This is a genomic window from candidate division KSB1 bacterium (genome assembly GCA_034521575.1).
GTDB lineage: Bacteria > Zhuqueibacterota > Zhuqueibacteria > Residuimicrobiales > Krinioviventaceae > JAXHMJ01.
In genome coordinates, this window is record JAXHMJ010000003.1 from 748,962 (window position 1) to 765,084 (window position 16,123).

Genomic DNA, 16,123 nt, shown 5'->3' on the forward strand with positions numbered 1-16,123 from the left:
TATGCATTTTCCGGCCTGCGCCTCGCTTAGGATTCGGTCGCTGTTCGGCGTGGCAGATCCTTTCGGCAGGCCACAGCGCCGTAATAGGTGATCACGGCAAAACAGGCAAACGGCACAAAAAAAGCCAGATTGATACTGCCGGTCCAGTCCGAGGTCAATCCCTGAAGCTGTGTCAGGACCGCGCCGCCGAGGATGGCCATTACCAGGCCGGACCCCGCAATTTTGGTGTCGTCTCCGAGACCGCGGACGGCCAGGCCAAAGATGGTCGGGAACATGAGCGACATACACAAGGAAATGAGCACCAGAGCGTACACGCCGACGGCGCCGCCAATATAGATGACGGACAATGTCAGGGCGCCGGCGGCGATAGCCATAGACGTCAACAGGTTGGCCGGTGTGATGGTACGCATCAGCCAGGTGCAGATAAAGCGGCCGCCGGTGAACAGCACCAGTGACGCAACATAATAAGAGGCCGCAATACTCTCCGGCGTATCACCGCCATTGTACTCCAGGCTTTGCAGATTCAGTTCTTTCATGACATAGCGGATGGTGAACGACCAGACGCCGATCTGGGCGCCCACGTAGAAAAACTGCGCGACCACGCCCCACACATAATGGCGGTTGTGCAGCAGGCGTTTGAAAATCGGTTTCAGCTCACTGACATCGCCCGCCTCTCCCGATTTCGGCATCTTTTTATTGACAGCGATGAGAATCCAGGTGATCACCAGGATCACACCGATCGTGACATAGGTCATGGTCACGGCGTGCAGTTCACCCGCCTGCATGGACTGCAGTTCCCGCACATCGAGTTGGGCGCGTTCCGCTGCCGTGGCGGTGTTGAGTTTGGAGAGGATAAAGTGTTTTGAGATAAACACACCCATGATGGAGCCGATGGGATTAAAGGACTGGGCAAAGTTCAGCCGTTGGGTGGCGGTTTCTTCCGGTCCCATGGCGATAATATAGGGATTGGCCGCGGTTTCCAGAATGGAAAGACCGCCGAACAAAATCCAGATGGCGCCGAGAAAGTTCAGGTAGCTGGCTGTGAGCATGGCGGGATAGAACAGCAGGGCGCCGATGGAATAGAGTCCCAGACCTAAAAGCACACCCGACTTGTAGGAATATTTTTTAATGTAAATCGCGGCCGGAATCGCCAGCAGTCCGTATCCGGCGCCGTAGCACACCACCTGAATGAGCGCGGTTTTGGTGTCGGACATGCTCATAATGCGTTTGAACGCGGCCAGCAGGGTGTCGGTCATATTATTGGCGAGACCCCACCAGGCGAAACAGCTGGTCAGCAGGATGAACGGCCATAGAATATCACGGGGTATCATTTTGGGTTTTTGCATTTCTTGCCTCATGTCAATGTTAAGCGTTCAACAGAGGTACCGCTTGTTCAAAAGCGCGGTCCCATTCATTCGTTTTTTCGGGTGTAAATGTTTGCAATGTGGCTGAAATTTTTTTGCGTCCTTCTTCCACAGAGCTGATGTCATTACCGGCGATCGCCTGTACCAGAACATTGCCGGTGGCTGTGGCTTCTGCCGGACCTGTTAGCACCTGGCAGCCGGTGGCATTTGCGGTGAACTGGTTGAGCAGATCGTTCTTTGAGCCGCCGCCGACAATGTGCAGGGTTTCTATAGGGGTGCCGCGCAATTCCTGAATCTTGGTTAAAGCCCATCGGTAGCGGAGTGCCAGACTTTCAAAGATGCTACGCGTCAAGGCTCCTTTGGATTGCGGTACGGGTTGGTCTGTGTTGCGGCAATAGGTCTGGATCGCTTTGATCATATTCGGCGGATTTAAAAAACTGTGGTCATCGGGATTAATGATCGATCGAAAAGGTGCAGCAGATCCAGCCTGTTTGATAAGCTGTTCATAGCTGATGCTTTCACCATTTTTCTGCCATTCCCTGATGCAGCCTTCCAGCAGCCACATACCCATAACGTTCTTGAGAAACCGTATTTTACGGTTTACACCGCCTTCGTTTGTGAAATTAAATGCCCGTGAAGAATCTGTTATAATCGGTTCGCTGATTTCAATGCCGATCAGCGACCAGGTTCCTGAACTCAGATATGCCCAGTTTTTTCCGCTAGCCGGCACGGCCGCGACCGCACAGGCGGTGTCATGACCTGATGTGTTGATTACATCCACGCCGTGCAGTCCTGTTTCCGTCTGAATATCGGGAAGCAGACGTCCCAGGATGTTTCCCGGAAGCGTGATTTCGGGCATGATGTGAAACGGCAATCCCAGCGGCTGGAATAAAGATTCGTCCCAGGTGCGGGTTTTTGCGTTCAATAGCTGAGTCGTCGATGCTATGGTATATTCAGCCGCTATTTCACCTGTGAGCAAATAATTGATCAGATCCGGCATCATCAGCAATGTGTCAGCGGTCTTTAGCAGCTGCGGATTCTCCCGGGACATGCTCATGAGCTGGAACATGGTGTTGAATTGTATGAACTGCAGACCAGTGGATTCATAGATACTTTTTTCAGACAGGCGTTCAAAGGCTTTCTCCATGATACCGTCTGTACGCGGATCACGATAGCATACCGGATTGGACAAAAGCATGCCGTTGCTGTCCAGCAGCCCAAAATCCACGCCCCACGTATCCACACCGATTCCGGAAACAGGTGTATCTGCCATTTGCTTTGCTTTTCGCAAACCGGTTTTTATTTCCTGAAACAGCCGCAGGATATCCCAATAATAATAGGAACCGGCTTTGATTTGCTCGTTCACAAACCGGTGACATTCCTGTAGTTCCACAGTCTCGTTCACTGTCCCCAGCATCACCCGGCCGCTGCCGGCGCCAAGGTCGATCGCGATATAATTTCGTTTCATAACAACTCCCTGGTCAAGTCAAAGGTCTGAAAATTCAAAATCACATCACCAGACCTTTTTTCAATACAATGTTACCGTATTTCGCAGTTTCTCCGGTCATGACCACAGCATATGCATAGTCCGTACGTTCATAAAAAGCAAATCGTTCGATGCGGGTTATCTCCGGTATTTTTTGAACGTGTCTGCCGATAGCCGCACGGTAGGATTGCTCAACGTCTGGATTTAGTTGATCTCCTTTGACGGCCGCCATCATGATCAGAGGCGAGTCCACATAAGAATCGAGCGGAAATAATGGCAGTATGGCATCCAGCAGATCAGGAATTTTCAATCCGTCCGCCCGAATGACCCGGTCATTGTGAGTGTAACCGGGAAAATGAGCGTCGCCGAGTACGATTTCATCACCGTGTCCCATGCGATAAAGTGTGACCAGCAGTTCCGGACTAATCAGCGGCGAAATACCGTTTAACATGATGTGATCCTCCGAAAGTTCAGCGGATGGACAGTGTAAAAAGATAGCATCCGCAATTCATCATAATTTTAGTTCATGATTGCTCTTTGGGTTTTTGTATCCATACCAGTTGTTTGCACCCTACCAATCCGTCATTTTTCTGAACTGGACCGGACGTGCTGCGGCCGTTGACCACATACCGGGTCATGCGTTCAGTCAGTTGTGCAATAACTTCCGGGTGTTGATCCATCCGATTGTTTGTTTCTCCAATGTTGGTTTCCAGATTATACAATTGATAGCCGGGCAGATTTTCCACTGCTTATTCATTTCAACACCAACCGAACTGCTGTTGCCCGGCGGCATCCTTTCAAGCCATTTGCCTGCCGGTTCATTGGACAAGCGCTTCAGACCATCGGTTCGGCACCCAGATGGTGAAAATTGCAAATCCGATATTAGAGTCTTATTGAATAACGAGAACGGTTGCGATGCTGTTCGGTGCCGTTTCGGGCAACTCAACCGCAATCCCGTCATTATTCTGTACATACTCCAGAGCTGCACCGCCTAATAATGCGACCTCTGTTATTTCTTTTTCAACCGGAATATCAAGATGTTTATTTTGTGGCCAGTCAAAAATATGCGCATACACGATATCACCTTTTTGTGTATAGCGTCCCCATTGCGGTTTTTCAAAGGGACTGGCCGTGCTGCCGTAAATCGATTCGCCGTATACATCGATCCAGTCGCCGATGGCCTGCAGACGTTCAACACTGGGTTGCGGAATGACGCCGCTGGCTTTGGGCCCCACGTTCAGTAAAAAATTTCCGCCTTTGGAAACAATATCGATCAGATTGTGAATCAGGGTTTCCGTCGATTTCCAATTGTCGTCAAAATGCTTGTATCCCCAGGTGTCGTTCATGGTCATACAGGATTCCCAGTCCACACCTTTGAGTCCGGTATCCGGTATTTCCTGTTCCGGCGTGCCGTAATCGCCGGCAAAATCGCCTTGTTTGTTCAGGCCCTGCATACCCTGTCGGCCCTTGTCCACGCGATTGTTGATGATGATATCCGGCTGCAGATTTCGGACAAAAGTGTACAGCTCTTTGCCCATGTCGCTGGTGTAATCGGGGATCCATTCGCCGTCGAACCAGAGAATACCGATATCGCCATAGTTGGTCAGTAATTCCCGCAGCTGGGGTTTCAGGTGATTGTCAAAATAATCGCGGAAATTCGGATTCACGTTTTCGCTGTCTCGCCATTGATTATACTCCGGTTCCCACATGGCCTGGGCGTCCGGATGATGCCAGTCCATGATCGAATAATAGAAGCACAGTTTGATGTCATATTTTTCGCAGGCCTCTGCCATTTCTTTCAAGATATCTTTGTCATAGGGCGTGGCATCGATAATATCCCATTCAGTGACTTGCGAATCCCATAAGCAGAATCCGTCGTGATGCTTGGAGGTGATGACGATGTATTTCATGCCTGCGTCTTTGGCGAGCTTGACCCATCGGTCTGCATCAAATTCGGTCGGATTGAACTCCCCGGCGAATTTTTCATAGTCTTTGATCGGGATATGAAGCTTGTGCATGATCCATTCGCCGATTCCTTCCACACGCTCCCCCTGATATTTTCCGGCCGGAACCGCGTACAATCCCCAGGTAATAAACATGCCAAAGCGGGCATCCTTGAACCACTGCATGCGTTCCGCTGTTTGCTGCGGGGATTCATTGAGATAATCCACCCGCGTTTCGCTACAGCCAACAATCATCAGTAAAAGCAAAAGAATGCAGATGTGTTTCATGACAGGTCTCCTTTGTATTACCAGCTTGTGCTTTTCTCTTTTCTCCGGTTTTTAGCGGTTCAATATCGCCGGGATAGATCGATCCGTCCGGCAGCGGTCCGGTGTTGAGCAGCAGATTGGCGTTCATTTCTTTGGCGTGTCTCAGCATGTTCATGCTGCCGTCCGGGCCTATCTGTTCTTCAGCAGGCCGCTCATACCAGAGCTTTAGCGGGCTTGCCTGAATACAAACACCTGATTGTATCAGGAAAAAAATAAAAGTTCATCATTTGTATCCTTTGATTTTTATCACTGAGGCAATATCGTTTGGCGCTGAATCCGGTAAATAGACCGTGATGCCGTTATCGGTTTTTTCGAATTCAAGCTCCTGGTCTGTGCTCAGCAGACTCATCTCTGATATGTCCAGTTCAACCGGGATGTTCAGACGCTGATCATCCGGCCAGTCGAACGCATGCACATAAAGGATATCCTGTTTTTGTGTATAGCGTCCCCATTGCGGTTTTTCAAAGGGACTGGCCGTGCTGCCGTAAATCGATTCGCCGTATACATCGATCCAGTCGCCGATGGCCTGCAGACGTTCAACACTGGGTTGCGGAATGACGCCGCTGGCTTTGGGCCCCACGTTCAGTAAAAAATTTCCGCCTTTGGAAACAATATCGATCAGATTGTGAATCAGGGTTTCCGTCGATTTCCAGTTATCGTCAAAATGCATATATCCCCAGCTGTCGTTCATGGTCATACAGGATTCCCAGTCTACATCTTTAAGTCCGGTATCCGGTATTTCCTGTTCCGGCGTGCCGTAATCGCCCGCAAAATCGCCTTGTTTGTTCAGGCCCTGCATACCCTGTCGGCCCTTGTCCACGCGATTGTTGATGATGATATCCGGCTGCAGATTTCGGACAAAAGTGTACAGCTCTTTGCCCATGTCGCTGGTGTAATCGGGGATCCATTCGCCGTCGAACCACAGAATACCGATATCGCCATAGTTGGTCAGTAATTCCCGCAGCTGGGGTTTCAGGTAATTGTCAAAATAATCGCGGAAATTCGGATTCACTTTATCGCTGTTGCTGCCCTGATTGTAATCCGGTTCCCACATGGCCTGGGCGTCCGGATGATGCCAGTCCATGATCGAATAATAGAAACACAGTTTGATGTCATATTTTTCGCAGGCCTCTGCCATTTCTTTCAAGATATCTTTGTCATAGGGCGTGGCGTCGATAATATCCCATTCAGTGACTTGCGAATCCCATAAACAGAATCCGTCATGATGTTTGCTGGTGATGACGATGTATTTCATGCCTGCGTCTTTGGCCAGGCTGACCCATTCATCGGCATCAAATTCGGTCGGATTAAAGTCATCGGCAAATTGTTCATAGTCCTGAATCGGGATCTGCAGCCAATTCATGATCCATGCGCCGATTCGCTTCACACGCTCTCCCTGATATTCTCCGGCCGGAACCGCGTACAGTCCCCAGTGAATAAACATACCGAACCGGGCATCCGTAAACCATTGCATGCGTTCCGCTGTTTGCTGCGGGGATTCATTGAGATAATCCACCCGCGTTTCGCTACAGCCGACAATCATCAGTAAAAGCAAAAGAATGCATATCTGTTTCATGACAGGTCTCCTTTGTATTACCAGCTTGTGCTTTGCGCATGCCTTCGGATATCAGTTTGTCAATATGCGGTGTCCTGAGATCGCCGGCCCCGTAACGGGTCAGGTCTCCGTAACCCAGGTCATCCACCAGAATGAGCAGAATATTGGGCTTGCCGGTTTCCGGTTTTTTCCGGCTACAGGCAGTACCGAGTGTCAGAACTCCCAGACCGCCGATGCAGGATTTTGCCAGAAATGTTCTCCTTGATACGTCCTCTCTGCATTTATTCATCCCGTATCCTCCTGTATTGATTAATTGAAACCTATTTAAACACAGTGAAATCCACTCAAAGATTCCAGTCCGGTTTGCCCAAATCGACCGGATCCCCGGCGTTGTGCATCCGATCCTGCAACGAGGCTGTTAAGTCTTTTAGTATTTCCCGATAGTCCGGATCATTAGTTAGATTTGTCATTTCATGCGGATCCTGAACCAGATTAAAAAGCTGTGTATGCTGTACACCGCTGACATTGTATTTGATGAGTTTCCAGTCGTTTTTTCGATAACCGCGCTGCAAATATTTGTACGCGAAAAATACATCCTCACGAACCGGGCGTTGTTCCCTGATCATGGGTAACAGACTCTGGCCGTCCACCGTACCTGGAATCTCGAATCCGTACAGACTGCACAGGGTCGGAAAAATGTCAAACAGATAACAGAATCCCTCACGTGTCTCGTTTTCAGGCAGTGCGGGGCCTGTGATGACCAGCGGCACATGCACACTGTGTTCGTACATGTTTTGTTTTCCCATCAATCCATGCTGTCCCACAGCCAGACCGTTATCACCGGCAAAAACGATAAACGTATTGTCCATATCTCCGGCAGATTGCAGTTCATCCAGAATCCTTCCGATTTGTGTATCCAGATGAGTGATCATGGCATAGTAATCGGCAATATGCTGCCTCACCTCATCCGGTGTGCGCGGGAAATCCGCCAGCATCTCATCCCTGATCTTTAGCTCACCGTTATCGAACGGGTGCACCGGCTGGAAATTCGGCGGTAATTTGATGGTTTCCGGGTCGTACATTTTGCGATACGATTCCGGCATCGAGCGGGGATCATGCGGCGCCATGTAGGACACATAGGCGAAAAACGGTTTACCGCGGTCGCGGTTTCTCAGAAAGGTCAGTGTGGCCTGTGTGAACAATTCGGAGGAATGTACGCCCGCATAGATGTGATCATAGTTTTTACGGGTGATCTCATTGGAGCGCCACGGGTCCTCGATCACCGGCGTGGTTTGATCATAACGGCCGTGCGGGTCAAAATGATAGGCGGGTACATTCCAGTGATCGCCCATGCCGCCGAACATGATTTCGTCACCGTCTGTAAAACAACGGGCATAAGCGCTGCGCCCGTTGTGCCATTTACCGGTGCCGAAAGTTTGAAATCCTTTGCTGCGGAAATACTCGGGCATCATGATGTGCTCATCCGGAATCGAACGGCCGTTATCTTGAATATGAAACAAATGCCGGCCGGTCATCAGCATAGCGCGGCTGGGCATACAGATAGCGCCGCTGAATCCGCCCATGATATAGGCGTTGGTAAAGGCCAGTCCGCGCCTGACCAGCCGGTCCAGATTCGGCGTTTGAATATCCGGATTGTTCAGGGCATTCAGGGTATTGAACCGCTGATCATCGGTGAACAGAAACAGCACATTCGGCTGCTGTGCCCTGCTGCAGGAGAACAACGAACCTGCGGCAAGAACAGCGCTGCCGGTTCCGAATGTTTTAAGGAATGAGCGTCTATTTTGATGGCTACTGTTCAAAAGTTCTCCTTTTTTGTGTCTGTTCAGAAAAAGGCGCAGGACAAAGGTTTATGGAAGCCTTTTCCGGCGCCGTTGTATTTCATTTTCCATACAGAGGACCAAAATTCTGACAGGCCCGGTAATCGGCGCCTTCCGGATCGAGGGTACCGAATGCGCTCCAGGCGCTGGGCCGGTAGATACGTTCAGCGCTTACATTGTGCATATTCACCGGAATGCGCAGCATGGAGGCCAGAGTGATCAGCTGATCACCGATATGACCATAGCTGATGGCACCGTGGTTGGCGCCCCAGTTGGCCATGACCGAATAGACATCGGTGAATGCGCCGCATCCGGTGAGTACCGGGACAAACCAGGTGGTCGGCCAGGTCGGACTGGTACGCTGATTCAGGGTCTCGTGCACGTTGGGGTCCAGTGTAACCGTAAAGCCTTCCGCGATCTGCAGCACCGGCCCGATGCCTTTGATCAGATTGATGCGCGACATGGTCACCGGCATATCGCCCTGGGTCAAGAACTGCGATGAAAAACCGCCGCCGCGGAAATACTCGACTTCGGCCGGACACCAGGTGGTGGCTTTAAGACAGGCATCCGCTTCTTCCGATGAAATCTCCCAGAACGGTTTCATCGCGGGTTGGCCGTTTTTCGATTGTTGCCCGGTGCCGTCCAGAGCGGTGGGACCGGAATTGATCAGATGGATGATTCCGTTTTCAGCGCGTCCGGTCAGGGATTGGCCGGTGACGCGTTTTACCGCGGCCGGACTCCAGTACGTGCGCACGTCGGAAAAAATCTGCGCGGTGTTGGTGAGCAAATGTCCGAACAGCATGGAAACGCCGTTCAGAGCGTCATTTTCCGTCGCCATAATATAGGGCGCGCGGATGCCGTTCCAGTCAAAGGATGAATTGAGCATGGCTTCCATAAAATCGCCGTTCGGCCAGTGATCCGTCCATTGGCGTTGACCCTGGAATCCGGCTGCAATGGCATTATGACCGAGAGCTTCTTCGCCATAGCCGATATCAGCCAGTTTGGGATTCCCGACCATCAGATCGCGTCCGATCATGGCCATTTTGACGCAGATTTCCCATTCTTTGTCTTTTTGTTGGCGCGAATGCTGCTTTTCTTCGGGATTTGTGTCGTTGCCTTCTTTGCAATTGTCTTGTACCCAGGACAGGGCGTGTTCGTATTCATCCGGATCGTAAAGACCCTCCTGTATGCGGCGTTCAAATTCACTCATGTCCACATATTCGTTGCGCATGCCCAGGTAATCCTGGAAAAAATGATCGTCAACCACGGAACCGGCGATTCCCATGGATACCGAGCCCATGGACAGATAGGATTTACCGCGCAGTTCCGCCACGGCGAGTCCGGCCCGGGCAAAGCGCAGCAGTTTTTCCTGCACATCCTGCGGGATCGAGGTGTCGTCCGCGTCCTGGACATCGCGGCCGTAAATGCCGAACGCCGGCAGGCCTTTCTGGGAATATCCGGCCAGGGCTGCGGCCAGGTACACCGCGCCCGGACGCTCGGTGCCGTTGAATCCCCATACGGCTTTGGGAATTAACGGGTCCGAGTCCATGACTTCGGTGCCGTAACACCAGCAGGGCGTCACCGTCAGTGAAACGCCCACGCCCTCGCGGGCGAATTTTTCCGCGCTGTCGGCAGCCTCGGCGGCGCCGCCGATACAGGTATCGGAAATGACGCACTCGACCGGCAGTCCGCAGCTGTGTACAAGATGACTGCTGAGAAATTCGGCCGCGGTTTTCGCCATGTTCATGGTCTGGTCTTCGAGGGATTCGCGCACGCCTTTGCGGCGGCCGTCGATAACGGGACGAATGCCGATCCTGGGCAGTGAGCCGCGCAAGCGTGGTTGCGGTTTGTTTGTTTTCAGGTTGGATTGAGCCATGATGATGCCTCCTTGAGATGATCTCTGTATATGAGTCTGGGTTTAATGATTGCACTTTTAATATCTGAAACACCGTTGAGCGCATTTAGCAGCATTTGAACCGTATTTTTTCCAACAGCGGTATATTCCTGCAGGGCGGAATTGACAGGAAACGGCAGAAAATCCAAAAGCGGGTGATCGTCAAATGTCGCCATCCGGATGCGCCGCAGAAAAGAGGGGTCCGTCTCTTTAAAATAGCTCAACATTCCCTCAAACAGGGTAAACGAGGACGTAAAGACCGCATCCGGTTTTTGCTGCAATCGACTGAACAGGGTTCGCGTTGATTGATAGCCGCCCTCACTTGTAAAATCACCATGAATGATCAGATCAGGGTCCGGTTCGATCTGATGATTCTGCAGAGCTTTACAATAGCCCCGGAACCGGTCCCGGTTGGTGGATGTGGATTCTTCGCCGCCGATGAACGCGATGCGTTTGTATCCCTGGCTGAGGAACCGGCGGGTCAATTCATAGCCGCCGTACACATTATCAGTCGCGACAAAAGGATCTGATTTTTTGATATAGCGGTCCACATAGACGATGGGGATGTTGTTTTTATTCAGCTGCTGATGAAGAGATGTATCCTGCAGTACCGTAATGATGATGAGAGCATCTACGGATTTGGAGATGAGGTTCTGGACAGCCTGTTGTTCGAGATCGGGGTCATCATCCGAACTGACGACAATCAAATGATATCCCTGTTGCCGCGCACTGCTTTCGATGCTTTTTTCCAGCAGAGCCAGGAACCGGTTGTCCACGTCACCTACAACCATGCCGATGGTATGCGTCTGCTGCAGACGGAATCCGCGTGCAAGCCGGTTGGGAATGAATTGATTTTCCCGAATAACGCTCTGCACCTTTTCGACTGTTTTCGGGCTGATATTGTAATCGGATGCCTTGTCGTTAATGATAAAACTGACTGTGGTGGAGGAAACCCCGGCCAGTTTGGCAATGTCCTGTATGGAGAGGTTTTTTTCGGCATCGTAAGCATCCTGAGGCTAAATCGATTTAGTAAATCAATTTAGTAGAAAATGAGTAGATTGTCAAGATTTTTTTATACCGGTTCCCGGTATTGCCCCCGACTGTTAACCGCGGTTCGACACTTTAATAAATCGCCAGGTCTTTACTGTAAGGGATTTGAACATACATTTTATTGTCAATAACGAACTTTGGCCAAAACTGCAAACAATTGTCAAACTTTTATGTTGTGTTGCTGTGAAAAATGTTTATTTTCTGCTTGAATAAATCGCATACTTTTATTATGACCTAAATTGATCGATTTATAAGGGCACCAAATAAAACCGGCGCAAAATGTTGCCGGTGCCGTCTTTTTCTATTTGTTTTCATCTGAAATAACTTCTTATTACGCAATCAACCTTGCTTTTTGAACTGATTTTTCATTAAAGTCAGAGAATTATCAGTGTAACGGCATACTTCTCCCATTGTTTAGCTCTTTAATACGATTAATTTTTATTATGTTTTACGTCACAAATGCGGGTTCATACTCCTCAATGAATGACCATAATTTTAAAATCTTCAGGGAATCATAGACTGTCTGTGTTACCCTTAGTATAATTTTTCCGCCTGTTGTCACAATTTTGGCTGCAAAATCAATCATGATCCGACGAAAGGTATTGGGGTAAGCGGTAACTGGTACTGCTTCACAGGGGATGTCCCTTTTATATGCTTCAAAAAGAAAATGGCTGATGATCATCAAATAGTAAAAAACTCTATTCATACCGAAACGCTTAAATGGTAACTGTTCTCTTCCAGCAAATTCTTTCTGTGATCGGTGTACTAATTCAGCTCTACCTCGACTGTGGTTTAACTCGATAATCTTTTCGGCCTTGAGATAATTGCCACTACCAGCATTGATTAGTTTTTCATCCAGGCTCACTGTTTCGGCCTATATTGGTATAGATTACTGAATCCGGTTGTGCAAAATCAAATAAGAGTTGACCATTTTCCTCAGCTTTCTGAGAGGTAAAAATACAACGGCGAAATGTCTTCCATGATTTGAGGCGATTAGCAAATTCGACAAAAGTCCATGTCTGTCTATAAGAACGAAAAGCATCATAACTAAGATTGTTAACATATTGTTTAATATCGTTATATATTTTCCCGGCACAAACATAATGAATACCAAGGCGTTGTTCAAAGAACCGAAAGTTCTGGTCATCCATAAAACCACTGTCTGTTAGCAGAATGATTGGAACATCTTTATAGCGACGTCGAATAGCTTTGACCAGACGCCCCACTGACTTTATAAAGTCGCTGCCATGATTACAATGAACATCTCCGGCTCGGAACAGCGCATCAACAACATAAGGCCCCCAACTAATTTGCATAGGCTGGAATCCTTTTTTATTTTTATAGGTCACATTTGAGCCTTCACGCTTTTTAGCGCCGTCATTGTCGAAAACTACGCTGTCACCAAAAAGAATAACTTCTTTGGGTTGTTCAATAATAAGTCGCCAAATAAACATCTCCAACAAAAGAGACCGAAATATCATTTGCCCAACAAAACTGAACTTGCGAAACATCCTTTTGATTTGATGGGATGTTGCCATTTGTTCCGGGTGATTTTCGAGCACGGCAGCATAGGCTTCATCGTTTTTTCGACGATCAAAAGAACAGATTGACATATCCGTACCATCAATAAACCAAGCAAAAAGCTGTTTGACAAACTGACGGTATCCCAGTCCTTTAGAAGAGCCTTTTAAAAAGCTAAAAACGTTTTCAAATAGAGAATAGAATCGAATTTGGTCAATATATCTAAGAAAAAACAACAGACCACCACGACCGCTAATTTTATCTTTTGTGATCTCAATTTTTGATATTTTAGGTTGCGTTGTATCGGTTTTTTTCTGCATATTATGGCTACCTTTTGGGTTTTGTTGTTATTCTTTTTATTGGTTACACAACTAAAATAATAACAAACTATTATAAACCCAAAAGGTTTTTTATTTTTTTAAAAACCGCTCAATTTAGGTATGATATATGTATGAAAGTTTGATGCAGGCATACGATGGAGGACATGTCGAGTATTGCTTTGCCGATCAGGCCGCTTTTCCAGGGTCATAGAATACAAACATAAAGGAGAGATTATGCAGTCACGCAGGCAGTTTCTTAAAACAGCAGCGCGCGGAACAGCTGCGGCTGTCGCGGTTTCCGCCCTGGGTTGTGCAAAGCCCAAACGTCCCAATATTCTGTTCATCATGAGCGACGACCATGCGAAAGCGGCGATGAGCTGTTACGGCAGTATACTCAACGAGACTCCGAATCTGGACCGTCTGGCCCGGGAGGGCATCAAGTTTAAGCATTGTCTCTGCAACAACAGTATTTGCGGGCCCAGCCGGGCAACCATTCTTACCGGAAAGTACAGCCACATCAACGGATTTATGCTCAACGAAACGACAAAATTTGACGGCAGCCAGCAGACCTTTCCCAAGCTGCTGCAGGGCGTCGGATATGAAACAGCTGTAATCGGAAAATGGCATCTGGGCAGTGCGCCGACCGGATTTGATTACTGGGATGTACTGCCGGGGCAGGGCAGTTATTATGATCCGGAATTTATCAAAAACGGCGAAACCGAACAGCATCAGGGGTATGTGACGGATATCATTACAGACAAGGCGCTGGACTGGCTGCAAACCCGATCCGATGACACGCCGTTTTTTCTCGCCTACCAGCACAAAGCCCCGCATTCGAACTGGCAGCCGGCGCAGCGTCACAAGTCCCTGTATGCGGACCAGGAGCTTCCGGTTCCTGATAATTACTTTGATGATTATCAAACGCGCAGTCAGGCGGCCTGGGATAATCAAATGTCCATTGCCGAACACCTGGACCTGCAGTACCGCAATGATCCCGAACTCTATGATCCGCCGGACAACCTGAATGAAAAAGAACTGGCCTTGTGGAAGTATCAGTATTACATCAAGAATTACCTGCGCTGCGTCAAAGCGGTGGATGAAAATGTCGGCCGTATTCTGGATTATCTGGATGAAACCGGTCTGGCGGATGATTATGCCATTGTGGTGTATACTTCGATCAGGGGTTTTTCCTGGGCGAGCATGGCTATTATGACAAACGGTTCATGTACGAAGAGTCCATGACCATGCCGCTGCTGGTGCGTTATCCCAAAGAGATCAAGGCGGGTTCGAAGAACACCGATCTCGTCTCCAATATGAATTTTGCCGGACCTTTCTGGGTACGCCGGTGTGTCTGTGCCGGGTGATATGCAGGGGTATCTCTCCGTCCGCTGCTCCAGGCAAAACACCGGAGGACTGGCGAAAATCGTTTTACTATCATTTTTACGAATATCCGGGCTGGCATTTTGTCAAGCGTCACTATGGCGTGCGCACCGAGCGCTACAAGCTGATGCATTTTTATCATGATATTGATGCCTGGGAACTGTATGATCTGAAAACCGATCCGGCGGAAATGAACAATGTCTACGGGAATCCCGATTATGCAGAGGTTCAGGAAAAGATGACGCAGGAGCTCAAGCGGGTGCAGGAAAAGTGCGGAGATTCGCATGACCGGGCTCTTGAGATTGTGGGACAATATCCGCACGGCAGTTTGCCGGGCTGGTATAAAGGCGCAAAAACTGGAGCGAATAAGCAAAAGCGCTGACAATTAAACCGCAAGGAGGTTATGCTATGTTAAATCGCAGAGAGTTTATCGGCAGCGGCGCCGCGGGTACAGCGGCTTTTCTGGCCGGAAGCAGACGTCCGCTCCTATCCGGAACGCCGGCGGCATTTAAACTTGCCATTGCATCCTATACCTTTCGCGCCTTTGATCTCGATCAGACGCTGGAGGGTACCCAGCAAGCTGGGACTGTCTCATATTGCCTTTAAGAGTATGCGTACCATTGGACAGCAGCGAAACACAGATCCAGGCGGCGATCCAAGCCATGGAGAAAGCAGGAATTCAGTGTTACGGCTGCGGCGTGGTGTATATGAACAGCGAGCGGGAGATTAGACAGGCGTTCGAATACGCCAGAATCGCCGAATCCAGACAATCATGGTGTTCCCAAGCCGGAACTGCTGCCGCTGGTCAGTGAAAAGACTGTAGAATATGATATTCAGGTGGCCATACACAATCACGGTCCCGAGGATGAGGTATATCCGACGCCGCAAAGCATTTATGAAAAGATTCAGGGTCTGGATGCGCGGCTCGGATTGTGCGTGGATATCGGACATACACGCCGCGCCGGGGTGGATCCGGCGGCAACGGTACGTGAGCTGCGCGAGCGTGTTCATGATGTTCATATCAAGGATGTGAATCGCGCTAAAGCGGACGGCGAAGCCCGTTTGAAATCGGCCGCGGTGTGATTGATATCCCGGATTTCCTCCGCGCTTTGAAGGAAATTGACTATGCCGGTTATGTGTCATTCGAATTTGAAAAAGATAAAAACGATCCCATCGTCGGTCTGGCGGAATCCGTAGGTTATGTACGCGGTGTGCTGGCGGCGCTGTAAATTCTAAAGGAAAACTCGTATCAATTAAACAATACTGGAAACGGAAATTGCATTTACGCTTGAACCCGATATGGTGGCGCTTTGCGGCACCGCGGCTCCCGCTTACAAGGTTACCGGTGAAGCGATAAAAGGCCAATATATCGGTGACGGCGGCGTATTGGGTAGGTGCATTTGAGTATTCAATAGCCGGGTGTTTTGCGGATATATGAACTTGTA

Annotated in this window: 18 protein-coding genes and 2 pseudogenes; 6 read left to right on the plus strand and 14 right to left on the minus strand. The window is 49.3% G+C overall.

Annotated elements, in window-relative coordinates; all coding sequences use genetic code 11:
* Positions 1 to 26: 26 nt before the first annotated feature.
* The 14 genes and pseudogenes from fucP to U5R06_12015 form a co-directional block, all read right to left on the minus strand.
* On the minus strand, positions 27 to 1,346 hold the full coding sequence (gene fucP / locus U5R06_11950; protein MDZ7723487.1) for an L-fucose:H+ symporter permease: 1,320 nt from the start codon (positions 1,344 to 1,346) through the stop codon (positions 27 to 29).
* A 19-nt stretch (positions 1,347 to 1,365) separates the two neighbouring features.
* Complete coding sequence (gene rhaB, locus U5R06_11955; GenBank protein MDZ7723488.1) at positions 1,366 to 2,832, minus strand: rhamnulokinase; 1,467 nt, start codon at positions 2,830 to 2,832, stop codon at positions 1,366 to 1,368.
* 40 nt (positions 2,833 to 2,872) lie between these two features.
* Positions 2,873 to 3,301 carry an L-fucose mutarotase gene (gene fucU / locus U5R06_11960; GenBank protein ID MDZ7723489.1) on the minus strand — a complete coding sequence of 143 codons (429 nt, stop codon included), beginning with the start codon at positions 3,299 to 3,301 and terminating at the stop codon, positions 2,873 to 2,875.
* 73 nt (positions 3,302 to 3,374) lie between these two features.
* Positions 3,375 to 3,596, minus strand: a complete 222-nt coding sequence (locus U5R06_11965; protein ID MDZ7723490.1) for a hypothetical protein — start codon at positions 3,594 to 3,596, stop codon at positions 3,375 to 3,377.
* Positions 3,597 to 3,740: 144 nt separating this feature from the next.
* Positions 3,741 to 5,081 carry an alpha-L-fucosidase gene (locus tag U5R06_11970; protein MDZ7723491.1) on the minus strand — a complete coding sequence of 447 codons (1,341 nt, stop codon included), beginning with the start codon at positions 5,079 to 5,081 and terminating at the stop codon, positions 3,741 to 3,743.
* Complete coding sequence (locus U5R06_11975; GenBank protein ID MDZ7723492.1) at positions 5,032 to 5,235, minus strand: hypothetical protein; 204 nt, start codon at positions 5,233 to 5,235, stop codon at positions 5,032 to 5,034. Before U5R06_11975 ends, U5R06_11970 begins: the two co-directional genes overlap by 50 nt.
* Positions 5,236 to 5,343: 108 nt before the next feature.
* Positions 5,344 to 6,696, minus strand: coding sequence for an alpha-L-fucosidase (locus U5R06_11980; protein MDZ7723493.1), 1,353 nt, complete (start codon positions 6,694 to 6,696; stop codon positions 5,344 to 5,346).
* A 34-nt stretch (positions 6,697 to 6,730) separates the two neighbouring features.
* Positions 6,731 to 6,901: pseudogene (locus tag U5R06_11985) on the minus strand (sulfatase-like hydrolase/transferase).
* Between the two features lie 118 nt (positions 6,902 to 7,019).
* Entirely contained in the window at positions 7,020 to 8,495 is a 1,476-nt protein-coding gene (locus U5R06_11990) for a sulfatase-like hydrolase/transferase (GenBank protein ID MDZ7723494.1), read from the minus strand.
* A gap of 79 nt (positions 8,496 to 8,574) precedes the next feature.
* Complete coding sequence (locus tag U5R06_11995; protein ID MDZ7723495.1) at positions 8,575 to 10,389, minus strand: L-fucose isomerase; 1,815 nt, start codon at positions 10,387 to 10,389, stop codon at positions 8,575 to 8,577.
* Positions 10,371 to 11,282, minus strand: coding sequence for a LacI family DNA-binding transcriptional regulator (locus U5R06_12000; protein MDZ7723496.1), 912 nt, complete (start codon positions 11,280 to 11,282; stop codon positions 10,371 to 10,373). Before U5R06_12000 ends, U5R06_11995 begins: the two co-directional genes overlap by 19 nt.
* A pseudogene (locus U5R06_12005) lies at positions 11,256 to 11,390 on the minus strand (LacI family DNA-binding transcriptional regulator). The gene U5R06_12000 and the pseudogene U5R06_12005 overlap by 27 nt, the downstream one beginning before the upstream one ends.
* Positions 11,391 to 11,905: 515 nt before the next feature.
* Positions 11,906 to 12,322, minus strand: coding sequence for a hypothetical protein (locus tag U5R06_12010; GenBank protein MDZ7723497.1), 417 nt, complete (start codon positions 12,320 to 12,322; stop codon positions 11,906 to 11,908).
* Entirely contained in the window at positions 12,309 to 13,298 is a 990-nt protein-coding gene (locus U5R06_12015; GenBank protein MDZ7723498.1) for a transposase, read from the minus strand. The genes U5R06_12010 and U5R06_12015 overlap by 14 nt, the downstream gene beginning before the upstream one ends.
* Positions 13,299 to 13,532: 234 nt before the next feature.
* Here U5R06_12015 and U5R06_12020 point away from each other — a divergent pair, with 234 nt between their 5' ends.
* The 6 genes from U5R06_12020 to U5R06_12045 are packed head-to-tail and all read left to right on the plus strand — an operon-like array spanning position 13,533 to position 15,761.
* The gene (locus tag U5R06_12020; protein MDZ7723499.1) at positions 13,533 to 14,540 is read left to right on the plus strand and encodes a sulfatase-like hydrolase/transferase; all 1,008 of its coding nucleotides are present in this window, start codon (positions 13,533 to 13,535) and stop codon (positions 14,538 to 14,540) included.
* Positions 14,537 to 14,662: a hypothetical protein gene (locus U5R06_12025; GenBank protein MDZ7723500.1), complete on the plus strand. Its 126-nt coding sequence runs from the start codon at positions 14,537 to 14,539 to the stop codon at positions 14,660 to 14,662. Before U5R06_12020 ends, U5R06_12025 begins: the two co-directional genes overlap by 4 nt.
* Positions 14,659 to 15,060, plus strand: coding sequence for a DUF4976 domain-containing protein (locus tag U5R06_12030; GenBank protein MDZ7723501.1), 402 nt, complete (start codon positions 14,659 to 14,661; stop codon positions 15,058 to 15,060). The genes U5R06_12025 and U5R06_12030 overlap by 4 nt, the downstream gene beginning before the upstream one ends.
* 26 nt (positions 15,061 to 15,086) lie before the next feature.
* A complete protein-coding gene (locus U5R06_12035) occupies positions 15,087 to 15,284 on the plus strand; it encodes a hypothetical protein (GenBank protein MDZ7723502.1) in 198 nt (65 codons plus the stop codon).
* Between the two features lie 14 nt (positions 15,285 to 15,298).
* The gene (locus U5R06_12040) at positions 15,299 to 15,490 is read left to right on the plus strand and encodes a hypothetical protein (protein MDZ7723503.1); all 192 of its coding nucleotides are present in this window, start codon (positions 15,299 to 15,301) and stop codon (positions 15,488 to 15,490) included.
* On the plus strand, positions 15,480 to 15,761 hold the full coding sequence (locus tag U5R06_12045; GenBank protein ID MDZ7723504.1) for a TIM barrel protein: 282 nt from the start codon (positions 15,480 to 15,482) through the stop codon (positions 15,759 to 15,761). The genes U5R06_12040 and U5R06_12045 overlap by 11 nt, the downstream gene beginning before the upstream one ends.
* Positions 15,762 to 16,123 lie beyond the last annotated feature (362 nt).